Source organism: Cupriavidus sp. SW-Y-13 (assembly GCF_009793345.1).
Classification (GTDB): Bacteria; Pseudomonadota; Gammaproteobacteria; order Burkholderiales; family Burkholderiaceae; genus Cupriavidus.
The window spans coordinates 694,808-713,202 of sequence record NZ_WHLX01000001.1 but is presented as its reverse complement, the minus strand read 5'-3'; the positions used below and the strand labels follow the sequence as shown (position 1 = coordinate 713,202).

The window sequence follows — 18,395 nt, the reverse complement described above, 5'->3', positions numbered from 1 at the left end:
AAACGATGATGCGCAGGCTGATCTCCTTCTGCTGCCTGATGTGGCTGCTGGCCGTGCCCGCATGGGCGGCCGATGGTTTCGTGGCCGTGCCGCCGCTGCAGGCCCGCGTCACCGATCTGACTAACACGCTGAGCGCCGACCAGCGCAATGCGCTGGAGAACGTGCTGGCCGAGTACGAGCAGCAGCGCGGCAGCCAGATCTTCGTGTTGATGGTGCCGACCACCGAGCCGGAGACCATCGACCAGTACAGCATCCGCGTGGCGGAGGCATGGAAGGCGGGCCGCAAGGGCGTGGATGACGGCGTGATCGTGACGATCGCCAAGGACAACCCGCCGGGGCTGCGCAAGATGCGGATCGAGGTGGGGCGCGGCGTGCAGGGATCGCTGACCGATGCGATGTCGTCCCGCATCATGCGCGACGTGATGGCGCCGCATTTCCGTCAGAATGATTTTTATGGTGGTCTGGCCGCGGGCATCTCGGCGATACAAGCCACCATCGACAAGGAGGGGCTGGCCGGTCCCGACCGCGCCAAGGCGAAGGACGATGGCCTTGGCGACTGGCTGCCTGTGCTGTTCCCCATCGCCATCATCGTGTTCTTCTTTGTGTCGGCGCTCATGCGGCGCGGACGGCAGCCCTATGTCGTGACGAGCCGCCGCGGCTGGCCGTCGGGCACGGCTGGCGGGCTGGGCGGCATGACGGGCTACGAGATTGGGCGCCACTGGGGAAGTGGTGGTGGCGGCTTCGGCGGCGGTGGCGGAGGGGGCGGTTTCGGAGGCGGTGGCGGTGGCGGCTTCGATGGCGGCGGCGCCTCGGGCAACTGGTAAGGAGCGGCGATGAAGACACCCAAGGCATCGCGTCCTCCGCTCGGCGTCTCGCTGCAGCGCACGCTCCGGCATTTCGGTACCGGCCCGAGCGTGGCGCGCCGCGCGTTTCCCGATGAGGCGCGGCATCAGATCCAGGTGGCCGTGCACAGGGGCGAGCAGCATCATCGCGGCGAAGTGCGCGTGGTGATCGAATCCAGCCTGCCGCTGGGGCTCGCGTGGCGCGGCACCACACCGCGTGATCGAGCGCGTGCACTGTTTGGCGCGCTGGAAGTCTGGAATACCGAGGATCACTCGGGCGTGCTGCTCTATATCAATCTGGCAGATCACGCCGTGGAGCTACTGGCCGATCGCGGCATCGATGCCTGCGTCAACGCCGAGGCGTGGCGCGGCATCTGCGACGAACTCGTGCAGGGCCTGCGCGAGAAGCTCTGCGTCCAACCCGTGCTGCATGCCATCGCCCAGATTCACGCGCTGCTGATCCAGCACTTCCCGGCCTCGGCAGGACACAACCCCAACGAACTCGACGACCGGCCCATCGTCCTCTGAACCCTACTTCGCGCGCGCCGCGCTGCGGGTTGCCTCGACGATGAAGATGAACGTCAGCACCGCAGCCGCCAGCGCAAAGATCGCGTAGCCCATGTTTGTCCCTTCGAGCGCGAGCAGCGTGGGCGAGTAGGTACGGCTCGTGCAGATCATCGTGCCCGCTGCCATGCCTGTGTAGTGCATGCCGCAGACCGCCACGCCCATCACAAACGCGGCCACCACCTGCCAGCCGCGCGTCTTCACGGTCGTTGCCAGCCACAGGCCGACAATCGACACCACCACGGCGATGCCCGCCGACAGCGCGACGATGTTCCAGTCCCATTCGAAACGGCTGTTGGTATGGATAGCGGCCATGCCGGTGTAGTGCATCGTCGTGACGCCCAGCCCCGTCAGCACGCCGCCCGCGACGATATTGCCCGGCACGCTGCCTGTGTGGCGCGATGCCCGCGCCAGTCCGGCGGCCACGAACGCCATGACCACGACCAGTGAACCCAGCGTTGTCAGCAGGTCGAACTCGCGTCCGGTAGGCGTGCGATACGCCACCATGCCGATGAAGTGCATCGCCCACACCGCTCCACCGCCGAGTGCCACGCTGGCACAGAGCAGCCGGTCGGCATCGATCGACCCATCGGCTCGACGAATGCCGCGCGACCAGCGCAGCGCCACGTAGGCGCCACAGACCGAGATCAGAAACGACAGGCCAACCATCGGCCAGTTGTACTGGTACGGGACTACCGCACCGGGCACTGCCTGGAATCCCTCGAACATGACCCCTCCGTTTGGCTCTGTTGTCCAATGCGGAAGAGTGTGGCGAGCGATTCAAACGTTCACCAATACCTCATACGAGTATCAGAAGTGGGGTGTCAGGCCGCTTTCGTCGCTTTCGGCGGCTTCTTCTCCATCAGATACCAGATGGCGGCCAGCACCTGCACCACGACCAGCCCGCCCCAGACCATCAGATGGGCCGAGACAGGATGCCGTCCATCGGTGGAGGGGAAGAAATCGAGCACGAAACCGATGCCTACCTGGAACACGAAGGTTGCCAGGAACACGGTCAGCGTCATCGCCGTGGTGGCACGGCCAATCAGGTTGTCGGGAAAACGGCGCGCCAGCAGCGCGTAGGTCAGGATGCCACTCGATCCGAACACGCCATAGGCGCCCCAGAGCAGCGCCAGCGGGATGAACGGCAGCCGCGCCATCAGCAGCAACTGGATCACGATGAACGCGATCATGCCGAAGCCCGCGAACGCGTAGAGACTGATGCCGCGCCGCTCCAGATGTCGCGCTGCCCAGCCGGCGCCCACGCACCCGCCCATCATCGCCAGGCCGATCACGGAGACCAGCCGCGCGCTGGCGCTGGCGTCGAGGCCCTGCACGTCGTGCATGAACGCGCTGACCCACAGCGTCTGCACAGCCAGAAAAATCCCCTGATTCAGCAGCGTCAGCGGCACCACGCGCCAGAACCGCTCGCTGCCGAGAATCAGCCGTGTACCGCGCATCTGCTCGGCAAAACTCTCCTTGCCAGGACGCCGGGCGTCGGGCACGCCAAACCAGAGCAGCAGCGCCATGCCGAACGAGACGACGCCCATGCCGATGCTGACCGTGCGCCAGTCCGTCACCGAGAGCAGCCAAGACAGCGGCGCGCCGACGACCACCGCCCCCATGCCGCCGATGGCCATCACCAGCCCGTTCAGGAACGGCATGCGCGCGAGCGGGAACCACATCGACAGCGCCTGGATGGCCGCCCCAAGGCAGACCGAGACACCCACGCCGATCATCGCGCGGCCCGCCGCCAGTCCGGCCATACCCGGTGCAAAGGCGAAGATGAACGAGCCTGCCACGGCCAGCAGCAGCAACGCGGCTTCCGTACGGCGCGGACCGAAGCGGTCCAGCAGGATGCCAGCCGGCAATTGTGCGCAGGCGAAGCCGAGGAAGTAGAAGCTCGTGAGCAGGCCGAGGTCGCCAGCGGTCAGTCCGAGATCGCGCGTGAGAAACGGCGCGAAGCCGAGATTCACGCCCCGGAAGATATAGGAGACCAGGAAGCCGAGCGAAAACAGCGCGAGCACGCGCCAGCGGGCCGGCGAGGCGTGGCGCGGCTCCGTGGACGGAACACCGGCGCGCGGCACCGGTTGAGTAGTGGAAGCAGTCATGCCGCCATTGTGATCACCATCGTGGTGCAAATCCAACGAAAGATACCCGCCGCAATTGTGAGTAGAATTTGACGACCTCGCCCCAGCCGCCCCGCCCCCACTGCCCTTGTCCGATATCCGACCGCCCCGTCCGCCTCACCTGCCGCCGCTTCAGGCGCTGCGGGCACTGGAAGCTGCCGCGCGCCACCGGAGCTTTTCACGGGCTGCCGAAGAGTTGGCGCTCACCCACAGTGCCATCAGTCATCACATCCGCGCGCTGGAGGACAACCTCGGCACCAAGCTGTTCCGGCGCACCGGGCTCACGATGACGCCCACCAGCGCAGGCGCCCGGCTGGCGGAACAGGTGCGCGGTGCGCTCGACCAACTGGAATCGGCCCTACGCGAGGCCAGCGACGTGGCTGGCCCGCCCGTGGTGCGGCTCCAGGTCAGCGTGATGGCCGACCTCGCCAACGCATGGCTGATCCGCCGCTTGCCCAGCCTGCACGCGCAGGCGCCCGAACTCGACCTGCACCTGCGGCTGCATGCCGAGATCTCGCCGCCCGATCCGTATTCGGTGGATGTCGGCATCTGGCACCAGCGCGTGGACCTGCCCGGGTTCGAATGCCACAACCTGATCGAAGATCATGTCATCGCCGTGGCCAGCCCCGCGCTGCTGGCGCGCTATCCGGGATTCACGCTGGCCGACCTGCCCCGCCTGCCCATGCTGCGGTTTGCGCTGCGGCCATGGCGCGACTGGCTGCTGCTGGCCGGCTTGCCGCCGGAGGAGCCCGAGCGCGGGCCGATCTTCCAGGACGCCGGGCTGATGCTTCAGTCCGCCGTGGCCGGGCTGGGCGTGGCCACGGCCCGTGCGCAACTGGCCAACGACTATCTGGCGAGCGGCCAGCTTGTGCAGATCGGCGAGACACGCATCCCGTCGAGCCTGCACTACTGGGTGACGTGGCGCGAGGGCAATCCTCGCGAAAAGGCCATCCAGCAGTTCCATGCCTGGCTCAAGGCGCAGGCTGAAGAATCTACATGGCCGTCTCGAGGCTGAAACAGATTGCATGACGAAGCTGTCAAATAGGCCCATAAAAGCACTTCAATTTCGCAACAACTTCCGCCTCATAGCGCCTGAAGTTTCATCAATGCAACCATTTTGCCCATCGCTTGATCCGGCGCCGGTGAGCATGATTTCTCCTCCATCAGGCCGATAGCCAGGTATCCAGAACGATCCATCTGCACTCGGCATCGTTCAAAAGGATGAGGCGCAGATCGCTCGTGACGTAGCCCGCCTGGTACTCGCAACGCGCTGCTGGGCATGCCGCGCTACATCCGTTCAGGGGGTAGGCCTCAGCCGGACAGTACCCTCCCCCGGATGGGCCACACCTTCAATGCCGTATCAGGCGCTTCAAAAATGAAACGTTTTTGGCCATCTGTAGCGTTTGCTGCATAACGCTTACAAAGCGGCGCTTGCGATACCGCGCCGTCTGTTTGAAGCACGCTTCTCCGCACATTTGCCAGCCAATTCGCGGGTTTCTACGCGTTTTCTGCCTTCGGCATCACGCTCGCGTTTCGAAACATTCAGTTACACAGTTTCGTCCACGACGCATCGCCAAACCCTCACCCCTTTAAAAATCAATGAGTTGGCGACAGTGGCACGTTCGTCGCTCAATGCCCTGCAACCACGGCAGGCCAGCAGGTTCCGCAGCAGAGGGAGCCAGGGCACACAGACCGAACACAACAAGTGGGACGGGTGATCGGACCAGACGGTCAGATCGAGGGAGCGAAACAGGGGCGGCACGCTGCAGTGCCCCCCGAGGCGTAGAAGGCCGGCAACAGGCCCGACCGCAGCAGTTGCAGCGCATTCAGGCGTGGAACGATCCCTGGAGAGCAGGACGGATCGGACCACGGCGCCCACTCGGGATGTTGGTGCCGCCGGAAGCGGCCTGACATCGGGCGAAGATGTGCAACCGGATTGTTTCCGGAAACGCATCGCCTGAGCCAGGTGGAATCGCACAGACGCCACGTCAGTGACAGCTTTGCGGTTTGGCCTCGGTCAGCATTATCGGCCGAAACCTTGTGCCCGACCTCCAGCGGGCGCTTTTTTCCAAAACCATGACGTCAAGGAGAAGGACATGAAAGCCATGTTCGATGGAATCAAGCGTTTTGTTCGTGAAGAAGACGGCGCAGCGGGCGTGGAATATGCCCTTCTGCTCGCCTTCGTGGCCCTGGTGATGGTGGGCTTCGGCGGCGACGTGAAAGCTGCCGTGGGCGGCATCTGGGGCAACATCGTCGCCGGCCTGCAGGGCGCCTGAGCCAGCCGCCGCAGGCAGGGCCGGCCCGACGCGCCAGCGGGCCGGTCCGCCACCCAGCACAGATTTCCACGCCATGCCCGGCCATCGTGCCGACGCACGGCTGACAACGACCGCCTGACCGGGGGAACCGCCATGATCACATTCGCCGCACTTGCCAACCTGGGCCTGGCCGCGATGGTCGTCGTGGCGGCGGTCAGCGATGCCCGCTCGCGCCGCATTCCGAACGCCCTTGTGGCTGCCGGACTCGTGGCCGCCCTGGGCTTCCAGATCGCGGCGTTGGGCTTCACTGCCGGCGCCTGGCAGTGGATAGGCGGCCTGGCGACGGGGATGGGACTGTTCCTGGCCATCTATCTCTTCGGCGGCCTGGGGGCCGGCGACGTGAAGTTGATGGGGGCGGCGGGCGCCTTCCTGGGCCCACTTGGCGCCGCACACGCCGCGCTGGCGAGCTTTCTGGTCGGTGGCTTGCTGGCACTCGCGGCGATGTTGCTGCATCGGCCTTCGCGGCAGGCGCTGACCGCGCTGGGTTCGCTGCTGATGGCATTGCCTTTCGGACGCACCGCCACCACCGCCGCACGCATCGATCCGGCCAGCGAGGCCGGCAGTTCTGCCACAGCACGGCTGCCCTACGCGATTGCCATTGCGGCGGGCGTCTTGCTGGTGAAGTGGGAGGTGCTCTGAACCGGCACCTGCCGGCGCGGAGCGCAATCGCACGGCAACGTCCGTGCGCAAGAACGAAGTACAAGGCCGATGCCGGCACAGCCCGGACGTTGGCGGGAACGGGAGACGGCCATGCCAGACAGCAGCCGCACACATGCGCAACAGGGGTCGGCCCGGCCCTGCGCAGCGCCACATCGCCACAGAAACGCCGTGCAGCAGACCGCCGCGCGGCATAGCGTTGGCGCCCGCCGGGCACCGTTGCGCGGCAGGCCAGCCGGCCGCCCCGTCACGCCGCCAGCCTGCCGCATCGTGCGGGCCCGCCGCACCTTCCTGTTCTGAACGGAGACCATCATGAAGAACCTCCGCATCCTGTTCATGCTGCTGATCGCCACCGTTGCCGGACTGACCGCCGTGGTACTGGCTTCCCGCTGGCTCATGCAGCAAGGCGCCAGCGGCATTACCAAGGTGGCTGTCGCCAATGCCGACATCGACCTGGGCCAGCAGATCACCGCCGAATCCATCCGGCTGGTGGACTGGCCTTCGGCCAGCCTGCCGCCCGGCGTGGTCAACGACGCGCACCTGCTCGACGGCCGCGTCACCAAGGCCAGCCTCACGCGCGGCGAGCCGATCCTTGAATCCAAGCTCACGCCGGTGGGTACCAAGGGCGGACTCTCTGCCGTCATCGCCAGCGGCAAGCGCGCCATCACCGTACGTGTGAACGATGTAGTCGGCGTGGCCGGTTTTGCATTGCCGGGCAGTTTCGTCGACATCATCGTCAATACGCAGCGCGACAAGGACGGCAAGCCCAGCGCCAGCCACGCGGAGAAAGGCGAGCAGTCGATTTCGAAGATCGTGCTCGAGAAGATCCTGGTGCTGGCCGTGGCGCAAGAGGTCAATCGCGACGAGACCAAGCCGAAGGTCGTGAATGCGGTCACGCTGGAAGTCACGCCCGAGGAAGCCGAGAAGATCGACCTGGCGCGCAGCGTGGGCAACCTCTCCCTGGTGTTGCGCAACCAGGTAGACCCGCGTCCTGCCGAGACGGCGGGTGCCACCAAGGATTCCCTGCTCAAGGTGCCCGTCGTGGCCGTGGCTGCCCCGTCGATCCGGACCGTGACCGTGCGCCAGATGGCCGAGCGCAAGCCTGGCAACTGCGTGGGCGTGATCAACGGCACCCAGCACAACCAGGAATGCTTCTGAACCACCACTACAACGGCACCCGTTGACCAGAGGAAGCAGGCCACACCGGACACTGCTCCCGAAAACGGCGAACCACCGGGGGAACATCATGGAAAGCAACCTCACAGGCCGCGGCTTGCCGCGCGCTGCCGGCACGCGCCTGCACATCTCGATCCTGGCACTCGCGGCGCTGGCCGCCGTGGCCAGCGGCAAAACCTACGGCCAGGCGGCCATCGAGGCGGCCATTGCCGCCGCCAGCAGCGCCGGCGTGCCAGTCCAGCTTGTGGCGCAACAGCCCGTCGGCGACGCCGCCGCAGCCCAGCGCGCCCAGCAGGCATCGGCAGCGGCGGCGGCACGCGGACCGAACTGCACGGGCGCCGTGCGCGACCGCCGCGAGGTAGCGGTGGCCGTCGGCAAGTCCACAATGATCGAGATGCCCGAAGCTGTGCGAAACCGCTCGCTCGGCAATCCGCACGTCGCGCAAGCCATGCTGGTCTCGCCGCAGACGCTCTACGTACTGGGCCAGGAGGTGGGTACGACCAACATGATCGTGCAGGGCCGCAGCGGATCGTGCAGCGTGATCGATGTCATCGTGGGCGCAGACCCTGGAGGGTTGCAGGCCACGCTGCGCCAGTTGCTGCCCGAGGCAAGCCGCGTCAAGGTGTCGTCGGCTGCCGACAGTCTCGTACTGACCGGCACCGTGGCCGACGCCGTGCAGGCGCAGAAGGTGCTCGACATCGCCAACGCGTTCGTGGTCCGGCAAACGCGCGGCCCTACGCAAACCCAGCAGGCCCCGGCGGCGGCGCAGCAAACGCCGATCGCACAACTCGTGAACCCGGCCACGGCCGGTATGCCGATACGCAGCCCGCGCATCATCAACATGATGGTGGTCGAGGCGCCGCAGCAGGTCATGCTCGAAGTCAAGGTGGCCGAGGTCTCCAAGACGCTGATCGACCAGATGGGCTCGGCGGCCAACCTCGCGGGGGCATTCGGAAGCTGGAACTTCGGCCTGCTTGCCAACTTCCTGTCCTCGGGCGCGCCGGACCTGATCACCTTCAGCAAGAACAACAACCTGCCGTTGCAGTTCGCGCTCGATGCGCAACGCGGCGACGGACTCGTCAAGATCCTGGCCGAGCCAAACCTGATGGCAATCAGCGGACAGGAGGCCAGCTTCCTGGCGGGCGGCAAGGTCTTCATCCCCGTCCCGCAGAGCTTCGGCGGCAATACCACGACGATCATCCTCCAGGAAGAAACCTTCGGTGTGGGCCTGCGCTTTACGCCCACGGTGATGGAGAACGGCCGCATCAACCTGAAAGTGGCGCCCGAGGTATCGGAACTCTCCCCGACGGGTGTGGCGCTCACCGCGCCGAATGTGTCCGGCGCCACGATCCTGCCGCTCATCAACACGCGGCGGGCCTCCACCACGCTGCAGGTGTACGACGGTCAGAGCTTCGCAATCGGCGGCCTCATCAAGAACAACATCACTGGCAGCCTGAAGGCGCTGCCCGGCGTAGGCGAGCTGCCGGTGGTGGGCGCGCTGATGCGCAGCACGAACTTCCAGCAGGACCGCACCGAACTGATGTTCGTCGTGACGCCGCGCCTGGTGAAGCCGCTGCCGCAGTCCTATCCGATGCCGACCGACACCTTCGGGCCGGTTCGCCCCGGCGAGGTCTACATCAACGGCAACATGGAAGGCCACCCGGTTCGCCCCGCCACGGCACCGGCAGCCATGCCAGCACCGATGCCCGGCGCATCGCCCGCTACCGCCCCGACATTGATGCCTGCGCCAATGCCCGCACCCGGCTCCGCACCGGCACCGCTCACGCAGGCACCGGCTGGCGGCAACGCCACGCTGGCCGCCACCGATATCCCGGCGCGGTCGGATCGCTGAGTCGCCCGCCACCGCCAACCCGTTTCAGGAGCTCATCATGATCGTCCACAACCTGTTCCGCCCGGCCCTGCTCGCGGCCACCTTCGCGGCCTTCCTGCCAGTGCTTGCGAGCCTCGGCGGCTGCATGGCCTCGACCCCGCTCTACGACAAGCAGTTCGGCGATGCCGTGCGCACCGTGCGCGCCATGCAGACGCTGAACCCCGACGCCAGCAATCCCGCCAACCCCGGCGCCAGTGTCGACGGGCGCACCGCCACGGCGGCGATGGACCGCTACAACGGGTCGTTCCGCGCGCCCCAGGGCGATGCCAATGGCTATACGGTCGGCGTCGGCTCCGCGAACGGCGGCGGTAGCAGCGGCCTCAACAGCATGGGCCGCTGAAGCCCCTTTTCGTCATCCTTACAGGGAGCGAGCCATGGCAAAGATCGTCGTTGTCTCCGCCGAAGAATCGCAGTTGCAGCACGTTGCCGGACTCATCACGCAGTCCGCCAACCATGTGGTGCAACGTATGCTGGCCGCGCCGACGCTGGCGCTGGCGCAACCCGGCCTCACGCTCGGCACCGACCTGCTGATCCTGGCCGCCCCGGACTTCAGCGCGGACGATCTGTCCCAGCTGCGCCGCCTGCGCACCGACGCGCCCGGCACGCTGTGCATGTTGCTGACCGGCCACGCCTCCGCCGATCTCCTGATGCGCGCCATGCGTGCGGGTGTACAGGGCGTGCTGCCATGGCCGCCCGAGCCCGGCGAATTCCGCGATGAACTCCTGCGCTGCACGAGCCACGCACTCAGCAACGGCCGCGCCGAGGGGCAGGTACTGGCCTTCCTGTCGTGCAAGGGCGGCAGCGGCACCACGTTCATCGCCGCCAACACCGCGCACCTGCTGGCGGTCCGCCATCAGAAACGCGTGCTGATGGTGGACCTGAGCCAGCAGTACGGCGACGCTGCGTTCGTGCTGACGGACCAGACGCCGCCCGCCACGCTCGCCGAAGTGTGCCGCCAGATCGACCGGCTCGACGCTGCCTTGCTCGATGCCTGCGTGACGCATGTCTGCCCAGGCTTCGACGTGCTGCCCGCCGCCGGCGATCCAGTCAAGGCTGGCGAGATCAAGGCGGCCCATCTTGAACGACTGCTCACCATCGCGCGGCAGCAATACGACGCCGTGGTGCTGGATGTGGGGCAGGACATCAATCCAGCATCCATCGTCGTGCTCGATCACAGCAACCTGATCTATCCAGTGCTGCAGCCGAGCCTCTCGCACCTGCGCGGCGGTCACCGGCTGCTTGAGATCTGCCGCTCGCTCGGCTATCACGCCGACCGTCTGCGCCTGGTGCTCAACCGCCAGGACAAGCACGCCCCACTCGATCTCCGGACGATGGAAAACGCCTTCGGCATGCGCTTTGCCCATGTGCTGCCCAACGACACCGTGCCCGTGCGCGATGCCAGCAATCAGGGCCTGCCGCTGCTACAGGTGGCGCCGAAAGCTGCACTGACCCGCGCGCTCGGCGACATGGTCGGCGAGCTGTTTCCCGATACTGCGCCGCAGCGCGACAGCCTGCTGCGCAAGCTGTTCGGCCATGGTCCGCAGGTAGCCGCCCCGGCGCGCGCCTGACCCCCCCTGCCTGGAGCCCATCATGTCTTTGCGAGAACAACTCTTTCAGCAGGCCGGCGAGGCGCTGCCGCCGCGCGTGGCCAAGGCAAACGGCACCGGCGCGGTCAGCCAGGCCTACCAGCAACTGGCGATGGAGATCCACCAGACCATCGTCGACCGTGTGGAACTGGCGCGGCTGCAGCAGCTCACGCCCGAACAAGTCAAGCGCGAACTGGCGCAACTGGTGGAGCGGATCATCGACGAGGGCAATCACCCGGTCAACGAAGCCGAGCGCCGCCGCCTGGTCTCCGACGTGCAGGACGAGATGCTCGGCTACGGCCCGCTGGAGCCGCTGCTGGCCGATCCCACGATCTCGGACATCCTCGTCAACACGGCCCGGCATGTCTATGTGGAGCGGCATGGCAAGCTCGAACTCACGGACGTCACGTTTCTCGATGACGCCCACCTGCTGCGCGTGATCGAGAAAATGGTGTCGCGCATGGGCCGGCGCATCGACGAGTCCAGCCCCATGGTGGATGCCCGGCTGCCCGACGGCTCGCGCATCAACGCCATCATCCCGCCATCCGCCATCGACGGCCCGCTGCTCTCGATCCGTCGCTTCTCGGTCAATCCGCTACAGATCAAGGACCTCGTCGAGCTATGCACGCTGACGCCGCAGATGGCGCAGTTGCTCGACGCCATGGTGCGCGCCAAGCTCAACGTACTGATCTCGGGCGGCACGGGTAGCGGCAAGACCACGCTGCTCAATATTCTCTCCGGCTTCATTCCTGCCGACGAGCGCATCGTGACGATCGAGGATGCGGCCGAACTGCAATTGCGCCAGAACCACGTACTGCGGCTCGAAACGCGGCCCGCCAATATCGAGGGACGCGGCGAGATCACGCAGCGGGCGCTGGTACGCAACGCACTGCGGATGCGGCCGGACCGGATCATCCTGGGCGAAGTGCGCGGTGCCGAGGCACTCGACATGCTGCACGCGATGAACACGGGCCACGAAGGATCGCTCGCCACCATCCACGCCAACACGCCGCGCGACGCGCTGACGCGGCTGGAGAACATGATCAGCATGGCCGGCCTGAACCTGCCCACGCGCACCATGCGCCAGCAGGTCACCTCGGCGATCTCGGTGGTGGTACAGGTTTCGCGCCTGACCGATGGCCGCCGCAAACTCGTCAGCGTGCAGGAGATCACGGGCATGGAAGGCGAGGTGGTGAACATGCAGGAGATCTTCACGTTCCGCCGCAAGGGTGTGGATCGCGACGGTCGCATCCGCGGCCACTTCTGCGCCACCGGTGTCCGTCCCAAGTTCTGCGAACGGCTCCAGGCGTTCGGCATTCATCTGCCTGAGGCGCTGTTCGACCCCGCTGCCACGCAGGAAGTCTAGGAGCACGATCATGAACGCCACGATGGTCGGATTTTCCGTCTCGCTTTTCCTGGCCCTGCTGCTGGGCGCGCTTGGCGCATGGCAATGGTGGAACCAGACGCGCAGCCAGCGTGCCCGGCGCTTCAGCCATCGCGTGGAAGCGGCGATGCTCAAGAGCGTCAGCCACGGTGCCGATGCCGGCATCCTGAAGCAGCGCGTGCTGGGCGACTCGCCTGGCATGACACGGCTGCTGCGTCGGCTGCCGCGCGTGGAGGCGCTCGACCTGATCCTGCTCCAGTCCGGGCTTGACTGGTCCGTGAGCCGACTGCTGGCGGTGACCGGCCTTGCTGCGGTGGCCGCCATCGGCATGCTCCTGCCTTTCCACCCGCCTGCGTTTGCGCTGTTGCCGATCGCCATCTGCGCGGCCTGCCTGCCCACGCTTTTCGTGATGCGCAAACGGGGCAAGCGGCTCGCACGGCTGGAAGAACAATTGCCCGAGGCGGCCGACCTGATTGGCCGTGCGCTACGCGCCGGGCATTCGCTGCCGAGCGCACTCGACATGGCCGGCCAGGAGCTGCCCGACCCGATCGGCAACGAACTGGCACTGGTGTTCGGCGAGATCAACTACGGCATCCCGATTGGCGACGCACTGGCGGGCCTGACCGACCGCGTGCCTCTGGAAGACCTGCGCTATCTGGTCATCGCGATCATGATCCAGCGCGAATCGGGCGGCAACCTGGCCGAGATCCTCGACAACGTGGGCGCCCTGATCCGCAAGCGGCTGCAACTGCTGGACAAGGTGCGCGTGCTGTCGGCCGAGGGGCGTCTCGGCGGCGTCATCCTGACCCTGCTGCCGCTGGTCATGGGCGTCCTGGTGTACCAGATCAACCCTGACCTGATTTCCACGCTGTGGACCGATCCGGCCGGCATCCGAATGCTGTGGGCGGCCATCGCCATGACCTGCGTGGGCATCGTGTGGATGCGCCAGATCGTGCGGATTCATGTCTGAGACAGCCAGCAACCGAGGCGGGCGCCAGCCCGGACCATCATGCCCATGACCACCATCCTCCTGCTCACGGCCACCTTTGTCATCGTCTTCGGCGTGTCCTGCGTGGCAATGGCGCTGCTAAGGCCCAGTGCAGTGCAGCGCCGCGTGGGGCAGATCCATCGCGAGATACCGGGTGTGGAAATGCCGTCGCCACAAAGGGGCTGGCTACGCCAGGCCGAAAAGCTGGCCCGTCCGCTCGCCCGGATATCGCTGCCGAAGGAGGGATGGGAAAACTCCGCGCTGCGCACGCGCTTCATCCACGCAGGATGGCGCCAGCCGGAAGCCATGGCCGTGTACTTCGCACTGAAAACGCTGCTTGTGACCGGCCTGCCCCTGGTCATGTGGGTCCTGCTGTCCGGGCACCTCGACCCCGCGCAGCAGGCCAAGCTGCCACTGGCAATGTTTGCCGCAGCCGTGGCAGGGTTCTACCTGCCCGACCTGGTGCTGCGCCACAAGGTGCGCAGGCGCCAGCGCGAGATCTTCGAATCGTTCCCCGACAGCCTGGACCTCATCATGGTCTGCGTGGAGGCTGGCCTGGGTCTCGATGCGGCCGTGCTGCGCGTGGTGGAGGAAATGCGCAGCGCGCGCCCCGCAATGGCCGAGGAATACGAACTTCTCACGCTGGAGTTGCGTGCCGGCCTGCCGCGCGAGAAAGCCATGCGGAACCTGGCCTCGCGCACCGGCGTGGAAGACGTGAGCATGCTCGTGGCGATGCTGATCCAGGCCGACCGCTTCGGCACCAGCGTGGCGGATTCGCTGCGTGTGCATTCGGACATGCTCCGCACGCGCCGCCACATGCTGGCCGAGGAGCGCGCCGCAAAGATCGGCACCAAGATCCTCTTCCCGCTGATCTTCTGCATCTTTCCGTCGCTGTTCGTGGTGCTGCTTGGACCAGCCGCCATCCAGGTCATCACGGCACTGCGTTCGGTGGCGAATCAATAGGCACGCCCCAGTCTTCCGCCCCATCCGAAGGAGACCATCATGCGCCATCGCACCCGCTCTCGCCCTGCTGCCTCCGGCCAACGCGCCCGGGGAGCCGCAGCCGTGGAATTCGCCCTGATCTTCCCGCTGCTGATGTTCATCGTGTTCGGCGCGATCGAGTTCGGTACCGCGCTATACGACAAGGCCGTGATCACCAACGCCAGCCGCGAGGCGGCGCGTGCCGGCGTGATCCTGCGCACGCCCGCAATGACCAGCACGCAGATCAAGCAGGTAGCCACGAACTATTGCCAGAACAAGCTCGTGGCCTACGGCGCCTCTGCCACCTGCACCTACCCTGGCACGGTGACGGCATGCAGCACCACCGGCACGCCACTCACCGTACAGGTGGCCTACAACTTCAATGGCCTGCTGCTGGGTCCCCTGATCCGGCCGTTCACGGGTCCGATCACGATCAATGCATCGACCACCATGCTCTGCGAGTAGCGGGCATGCACCCCGAGGGAGGCCAGTGATGACACATCGCCCAACCAACATATCGTCCCGCCCTCGTCGGCAACGCGGCGCCATTGGCATCATGATGCCTTTCATGATGATCACGATCCTGTCGATCGGTGCCATCGCCATCGACGTGGGTCATCTCGTGGTGGTGCGCAACGAACTGCAGAATGCCGCGGATGCCGCGGCACTCGCGGGCGCGGCAAAGCTCTACCCAGCCACGCCTGCGCCGCAGTGGACCAACGCGGTCAGCAACGGCACATCGGCCATCGGACTCAACAAGGCGGCGGGCGTGACCCTTAGCACGGGCGCTGTACAGGCCGGCTACTGGAACCTGGCCGGCTCGCCTGCCACGCTGCAGGCGCAGACCATCGTGCCAACTTCCAACGACGCGCCAGCCGTCCAGGTCACGATCAGCCGCGGCGCGGGCAGCAACGGCGGCCCCGTGGCCATGCTGCTCGCGCAGGTCTTTGGCGGATCTGCGGCCAGCACTTCGGCCACCGCCGTGGCGGTGGTATCCGCACCGGGCGCGCTGCTGGCGGGCGCTACACCGCTGCCCATGGTGATCTCGTCCTGCCTCTACAGCCAGTTCTTCAATCCCACCACGGGGCAGCCACTCACCACGAGTTTCAAGATCGGATCGAGCTATCACTACGGCCCATGCGAATCCGGCCAGTGGACCACGTTCTTCTCGAATACGAATAGCGACTCCGCCACCAAGAACATCATCAATGGCAATACGCCCAGCCCAGCCATGAAGATCGGCGACAAGGTGTGGGTGCAGACCGGCACCAAGACGAACCTGTTCGGCGAAGTGGCCAGCGAGCTGACGGGAAAGACCGTGATCATTCCCGTCGTGTCGGACCCCACCAACACCGGCTTCCAGACCAATGGGCAAATGTCCATCGTCGCGTTCGCGGCGTTCTACATCGAGACCGCTGTGGGCGGGTCAGGCAAGTATGTACAAGGCCATTTCGTGGGTGGGGCGCCCGTGACCAACAGCGGCGGTGGCGTAGGCCCCTACTACGGCGCCTACGTCCCGCCCCGCCTGGCGAAGTGACCCCGAATGGAGCCGGCGGCCCGCCAGTGCCCCAGGCAATGGTGGCCCCTTGCGGCGCGTATCCATGACGCGCCATGAGGCCCCCCTGGCTCCTTTTGCGGCTCGGTCCTTGACCGGGCCGCTTTTTTTTCGAAGAATCGACCGCAGCCACCCCACAACCGGAGCCTGCATGAAGCTGCGCGTCCTCAGCGACATTCACGTCGAACACAATCCGTCCGAGCCCGTGCCTGACTGCGCGGCCGACCTCGTCATCCTGGCCGGCGACATCGCCAACGGCCGCGACGGCATCGACTGGGCCGCACGCACTTTCGACGTGCCCGTGCTCTACATCCCAGGCAACCACGAGTACTACGAAAGCGCGTTCGATACGGTGGACCAGTTGATGGCCGAAGGCGCCGCCGAGGCCGGCAACGTGACGCTACTCAACGGCACCGTGGCGGAATTTGCCGAACCCGACGGCCAGCGCGTGCGAATTGTCGGCACGACCTGGTGGACCGACTACTGCCTCTACGGCGAGAACCGCGCGGACGAGGCCATGGAAGCCTGCGCCCGGGTGATGGTGGACCATCGCCTGATCGCCACGACCGATGCCGATGGCTCGCATCGCGGCTTCACACCTGCCGACGCACTGGCCCGCCATCACGCCGCCACCGCCTGGCTGGCCGATGTCCTGTCGCAACCGTTCGACGGCAAGACCGTGGTCGTCACGCACCACGGCCCGGACCTGGGCAGCCTCGATGCCCGCTACGCGCACGACATCGTCTCCGCCGGCTTCATCTCCCGCCGCCCCGACCTTGTGGCACAGGCCGACGTCTGGATTCACGGCCACACGCATACCAGCTTCGACTACTGGATCGAGGATTCGCGCGTGGTCTGCAACCCACGCGGGTATATCTCGCGGCGGACGGGGCAGCCGGAGAATCCGGTGTTCGATTGGGGGAAGGTGGTGGAGGTTTGAAGAGCCCTCCCTCCGCCTAGGTTTGCTCCCCTCTCCCGCTTGCGGGAGAGCAACCGTGTCAAGCAGGTCGGTTGTTCTGCCAAGGCCGACCCGTCTTGACCATGACATTGAGAATCGTCAGAAGCTTCCTCATGCACCCGACGATGGCGACTTTGAACGGCTTGCCAGCCGCTCTCATGCGTTCATAGAACTCGGTGATCGCCGGGTTGTGCTGCATCGCTGTGACTGCAGCCATGAACAGCGCCTTGCGAACATCGGCACGCCCGCCCCTTATGTAACGCTGACCACGCCGCCTGCCGCTATCGTCATTGAAGGGCGCAAGTCCGACCAGCGCGGCGATCTGCTGGCGGTTTAGCGTGCCAAGTTCCGGCAGCCGTCCGAGCAGCGTGAAGATTGTCACCTTGCCCACCCCCGGCATGCTATCGAGCAAATCCACCTTGTTCTTCCAGGCTTCGCTGGTGCGTAGCCGGTGCGTCATGTCGAGGTCGGTGGACTTGATCCGCGCATCCAGCCACGCGATATGCTCCTTCAAGCTCTTCTGCGCGACAGCCGGCGCCTTGTCCAGGCGGGTCTTTTCCTGCGCACGCATGACGACCAACTGACTGCGACGATCCAGCAAATCAGCGAATTCACGCTGCATCTCGTCGGGCAGCGGTCGCACCGGCGGCCGAATTTGCTGGGCAAAGCGCGCAATTACCCGCGCATCCAGCCTGTCCGTCTTGGCCAGGATGCCACACGCTTTGGCAAAGTCGCGGATCTGCCTGGCATTGATCACCACCACCGGCAATCCAGCGGCAGCCAGTGCCATGCTCACAGGGGTCTCATAACCGCCTGTGGCCTCCATGACAACCCGATCCACCTCGCCATTGACGTTGAGCTCCGTCAGGTGCTCCACGAGCAAGGCGATACCCTTCTCGTCGTTGCTGAACTGGCGCGGGCCGCCTTGCGGCACAACATCGATATCCAGGGTCTTCTTGCTGACGTCGATGCCGATTGCTAGCTTGATATCCATTTGGCTTGTCCCATCCTTGTGTCAATCCGGCGTGCTGCCTTACAACCGTTCGGGCTTAGGCTAAACGCTACCAAGAAATGGACACCACGATCCTAGCTCTCCCTCGAACTTGGACTAACGTCCAGAGCATGGGGTTGTCGATCTGTGGCGTCCGGAGACAATGATGCGACATACAAGGGGTTGGGGGAGAGGGCCAGAGGTTCTGTTTGCCGCCTTGTAGCCATTTGAACTGCCCGCCCTCTCCCCCACCCCTCTCCCAAAGGGAGAGGGGAGAAAATCAAAAACAAGCGATCCGGGAGCAAAAACAAAAACCCCCGAGGGCTCACGCCCTCGGGGGTTTTTTCGACAGTCAGGCGGGTTGGCCTGGCAGTCCGG

The 18,395-nt window shown here is 65.8% G+C and carries 18 protein-coding genes; 15 read left to right on the top strand and 3 right to left on the bottom strand.

Annotation, left to right across the window (positions count from 1 at the left end):
* Positions 1-5: 5 nt before the first annotated feature.
* Positions 6-824, top strand: coding sequence for a YgcG family protein (locus tag GA566_RS03280; RefSeq protein ID WP_160471617.1), 819 nt, complete (start codon positions 6-8; stop codon positions 822-824).
* Positions 825-833: 9 nt separating this feature from the next.
* On the top strand, positions 834-1,370 hold the full coding sequence (locus GA566_RS03275) for a TPM domain-containing protein (protein ID WP_137928640.1): 537 nt from the start codon (positions 834-836) through the stop codon (positions 1,368-1,370).
* A gap of 3 nt (positions 1,371-1,373) precedes the next feature.
* Here GA566_RS03275 and GA566_RS03270 read toward each other — a convergent pair whose 3' ends face one another.
* The gene (locus GA566_RS03270; protein ID WP_137928639.1) at positions 1,374-2,135 is read right to left on the bottom strand and encodes an MHYT domain-containing protein; all 762 of its coding nucleotides are present in this window, start codon (positions 2,133-2,135) and stop codon (positions 1,374-1,376) included.
* A gap of 95 nt (positions 2,136-2,230) precedes the next feature.
* Positions 2,231-3,517, bottom strand: a complete 1,287-nt coding sequence (locus tag GA566_RS03265; RefSeq protein WP_160471615.1) for a nitrate/nitrite transporter — start codon at positions 3,515-3,517, stop codon at positions 2,231-2,233.
* 106 nt (positions 3,518-3,623) lie between these two features.
* On the opposite strand from GA566_RS03265, the gene GA566_RS03260 reads away from it, so the two are divergent.
* The 13 genes from GA566_RS03260 to GA566_RS03200 all read left to right on the top strand — a co-directional run bounded on the left by GA566_RS03260 (position 3,624) and on the right by GA566_RS03200 (position 17,008).
* Positions 3,624-4,550: a LysR substrate-binding domain-containing protein gene (locus GA566_RS03260; protein ID WP_137927499.1), complete on the top strand. Its 927-nt coding sequence runs from the start codon at positions 3,624-3,626 to the stop codon at positions 4,548-4,550.
* Positions 4,551-5,631: 1,081 nt separating this feature from the next.
* On the top strand, positions 5,632-5,811 hold the full coding sequence (locus tag GA566_RS03255) for a Flp family type IVb pilin (protein ID WP_137927500.1): 180 nt from the start codon (positions 5,632-5,634) through the stop codon (positions 5,809-5,811).
* Positions 5,812-5,943: 132 nt separating this feature from the next.
* A complete protein-coding gene (locus GA566_RS03250) occupies positions 5,944-6,489 on the top strand; it encodes a prepilin peptidase (protein ID WP_160471613.1) in 546 nt (181 codons plus the stop codon).
* Positions 6,490-6,819: 330 nt separating this feature from the next.
* Positions 6,820-7,665: a Flp pilus assembly protein CpaB gene (gene cpaB / locus GA566_RS03245; protein ID WP_137927502.1), complete on the top strand. Its 846-nt coding sequence runs from the start codon at positions 6,820-6,822 to the stop codon at positions 7,663-7,665.
* 88 nt (positions 7,666-7,753) lie between these two features.
* Positions 7,754-9,535 carry a type II and III secretion system protein family protein gene (locus GA566_RS03240; protein WP_160471612.1) on the top strand — a complete coding sequence of 594 codons (1,782 nt, stop codon included), beginning with the start codon at positions 7,754-7,756 and terminating at the stop codon, positions 9,533-9,535.
* A gap of 37 nt (positions 9,536-9,572) precedes the next feature.
* Complete coding sequence (locus tag GA566_RS03235) at positions 9,573-9,914, top strand: hypothetical protein (RefSeq protein WP_237380036.1); 342 nt, start codon at positions 9,573-9,575, stop codon at positions 9,912-9,914.
* 34 nt (positions 9,915-9,948) lie between these two features.
* Positions 9,949-11,142, top strand: a complete 1,194-nt coding sequence (locus GA566_RS03230) for a CpaE family protein (RefSeq protein WP_137927504.1) — start codon at positions 9,949-9,951, stop codon at positions 11,140-11,142.
* A 22-nt stretch (positions 11,143-11,164) separates the two neighbouring features.
* Complete coding sequence (locus tag GA566_RS03225) at positions 11,165-12,526, top strand: CpaF family protein (protein WP_160471610.1); 1,362 nt, start codon at positions 11,165-11,167, stop codon at positions 12,524-12,526.
* 10 nt (positions 12,527-12,536) lie between these two features.
* Entirely contained in the window at positions 12,537-13,514 is a 978-nt protein-coding gene (locus GA566_RS03220) for a type II secretion system F family protein (RefSeq protein WP_137927506.1), read from the top strand.
* Between the two features lie 39 nt (positions 13,515-13,553).
* Positions 13,554-14,495, top strand: a complete 942-nt coding sequence (locus tag GA566_RS03215; RefSeq protein ID WP_137927507.1) for a type II secretion system F family protein — start codon at positions 13,554-13,556, stop codon at positions 14,493-14,495.
* 39 nt (positions 14,496-14,534) lie between these two features.
* The gene (locus GA566_RS03210) at positions 14,535-14,978 is read left to right on the top strand and encodes a TadE/TadG family type IV pilus assembly protein (RefSeq protein WP_137927508.1); all 444 of its coding nucleotides are present in this window, start codon (positions 14,535-14,537) and stop codon (positions 14,976-14,978) included.
* Entirely contained in the window at positions 14,950-16,050 is a 1,101-nt protein-coding gene (locus tag GA566_RS03205) for a TadG family pilus assembly protein (RefSeq protein WP_370459262.1), read from the top strand. The genes GA566_RS03210 and GA566_RS03205 overlap by 29 nt, the downstream gene beginning before the upstream one ends.
* Before the next feature lie 169 nt (positions 16,051-16,219).
* Positions 16,220-17,008 carry a metallophosphoesterase gene (locus GA566_RS03200; RefSeq protein ID WP_160471608.1) on the top strand — a complete coding sequence of 263 codons (789 nt, stop codon included), beginning with the start codon at positions 16,220-16,222 and terminating at the stop codon, positions 17,006-17,008.
* 58 nt (positions 17,009-17,066) lie between these two features.
* On the opposite strand, the gene GA566_RS03195 is transcribed toward GA566_RS03200, so the two are convergent.
* Positions 17,067-18,020, bottom strand: a complete 954-nt coding sequence (locus tag GA566_RS03195; RefSeq protein WP_160471606.1) for an IS110 family transposase — start codon at positions 18,018-18,020, stop codon at positions 17,067-17,069.
* Between the last annotated feature and the right edge of the window lie 375 nt (positions 18,021-18,395).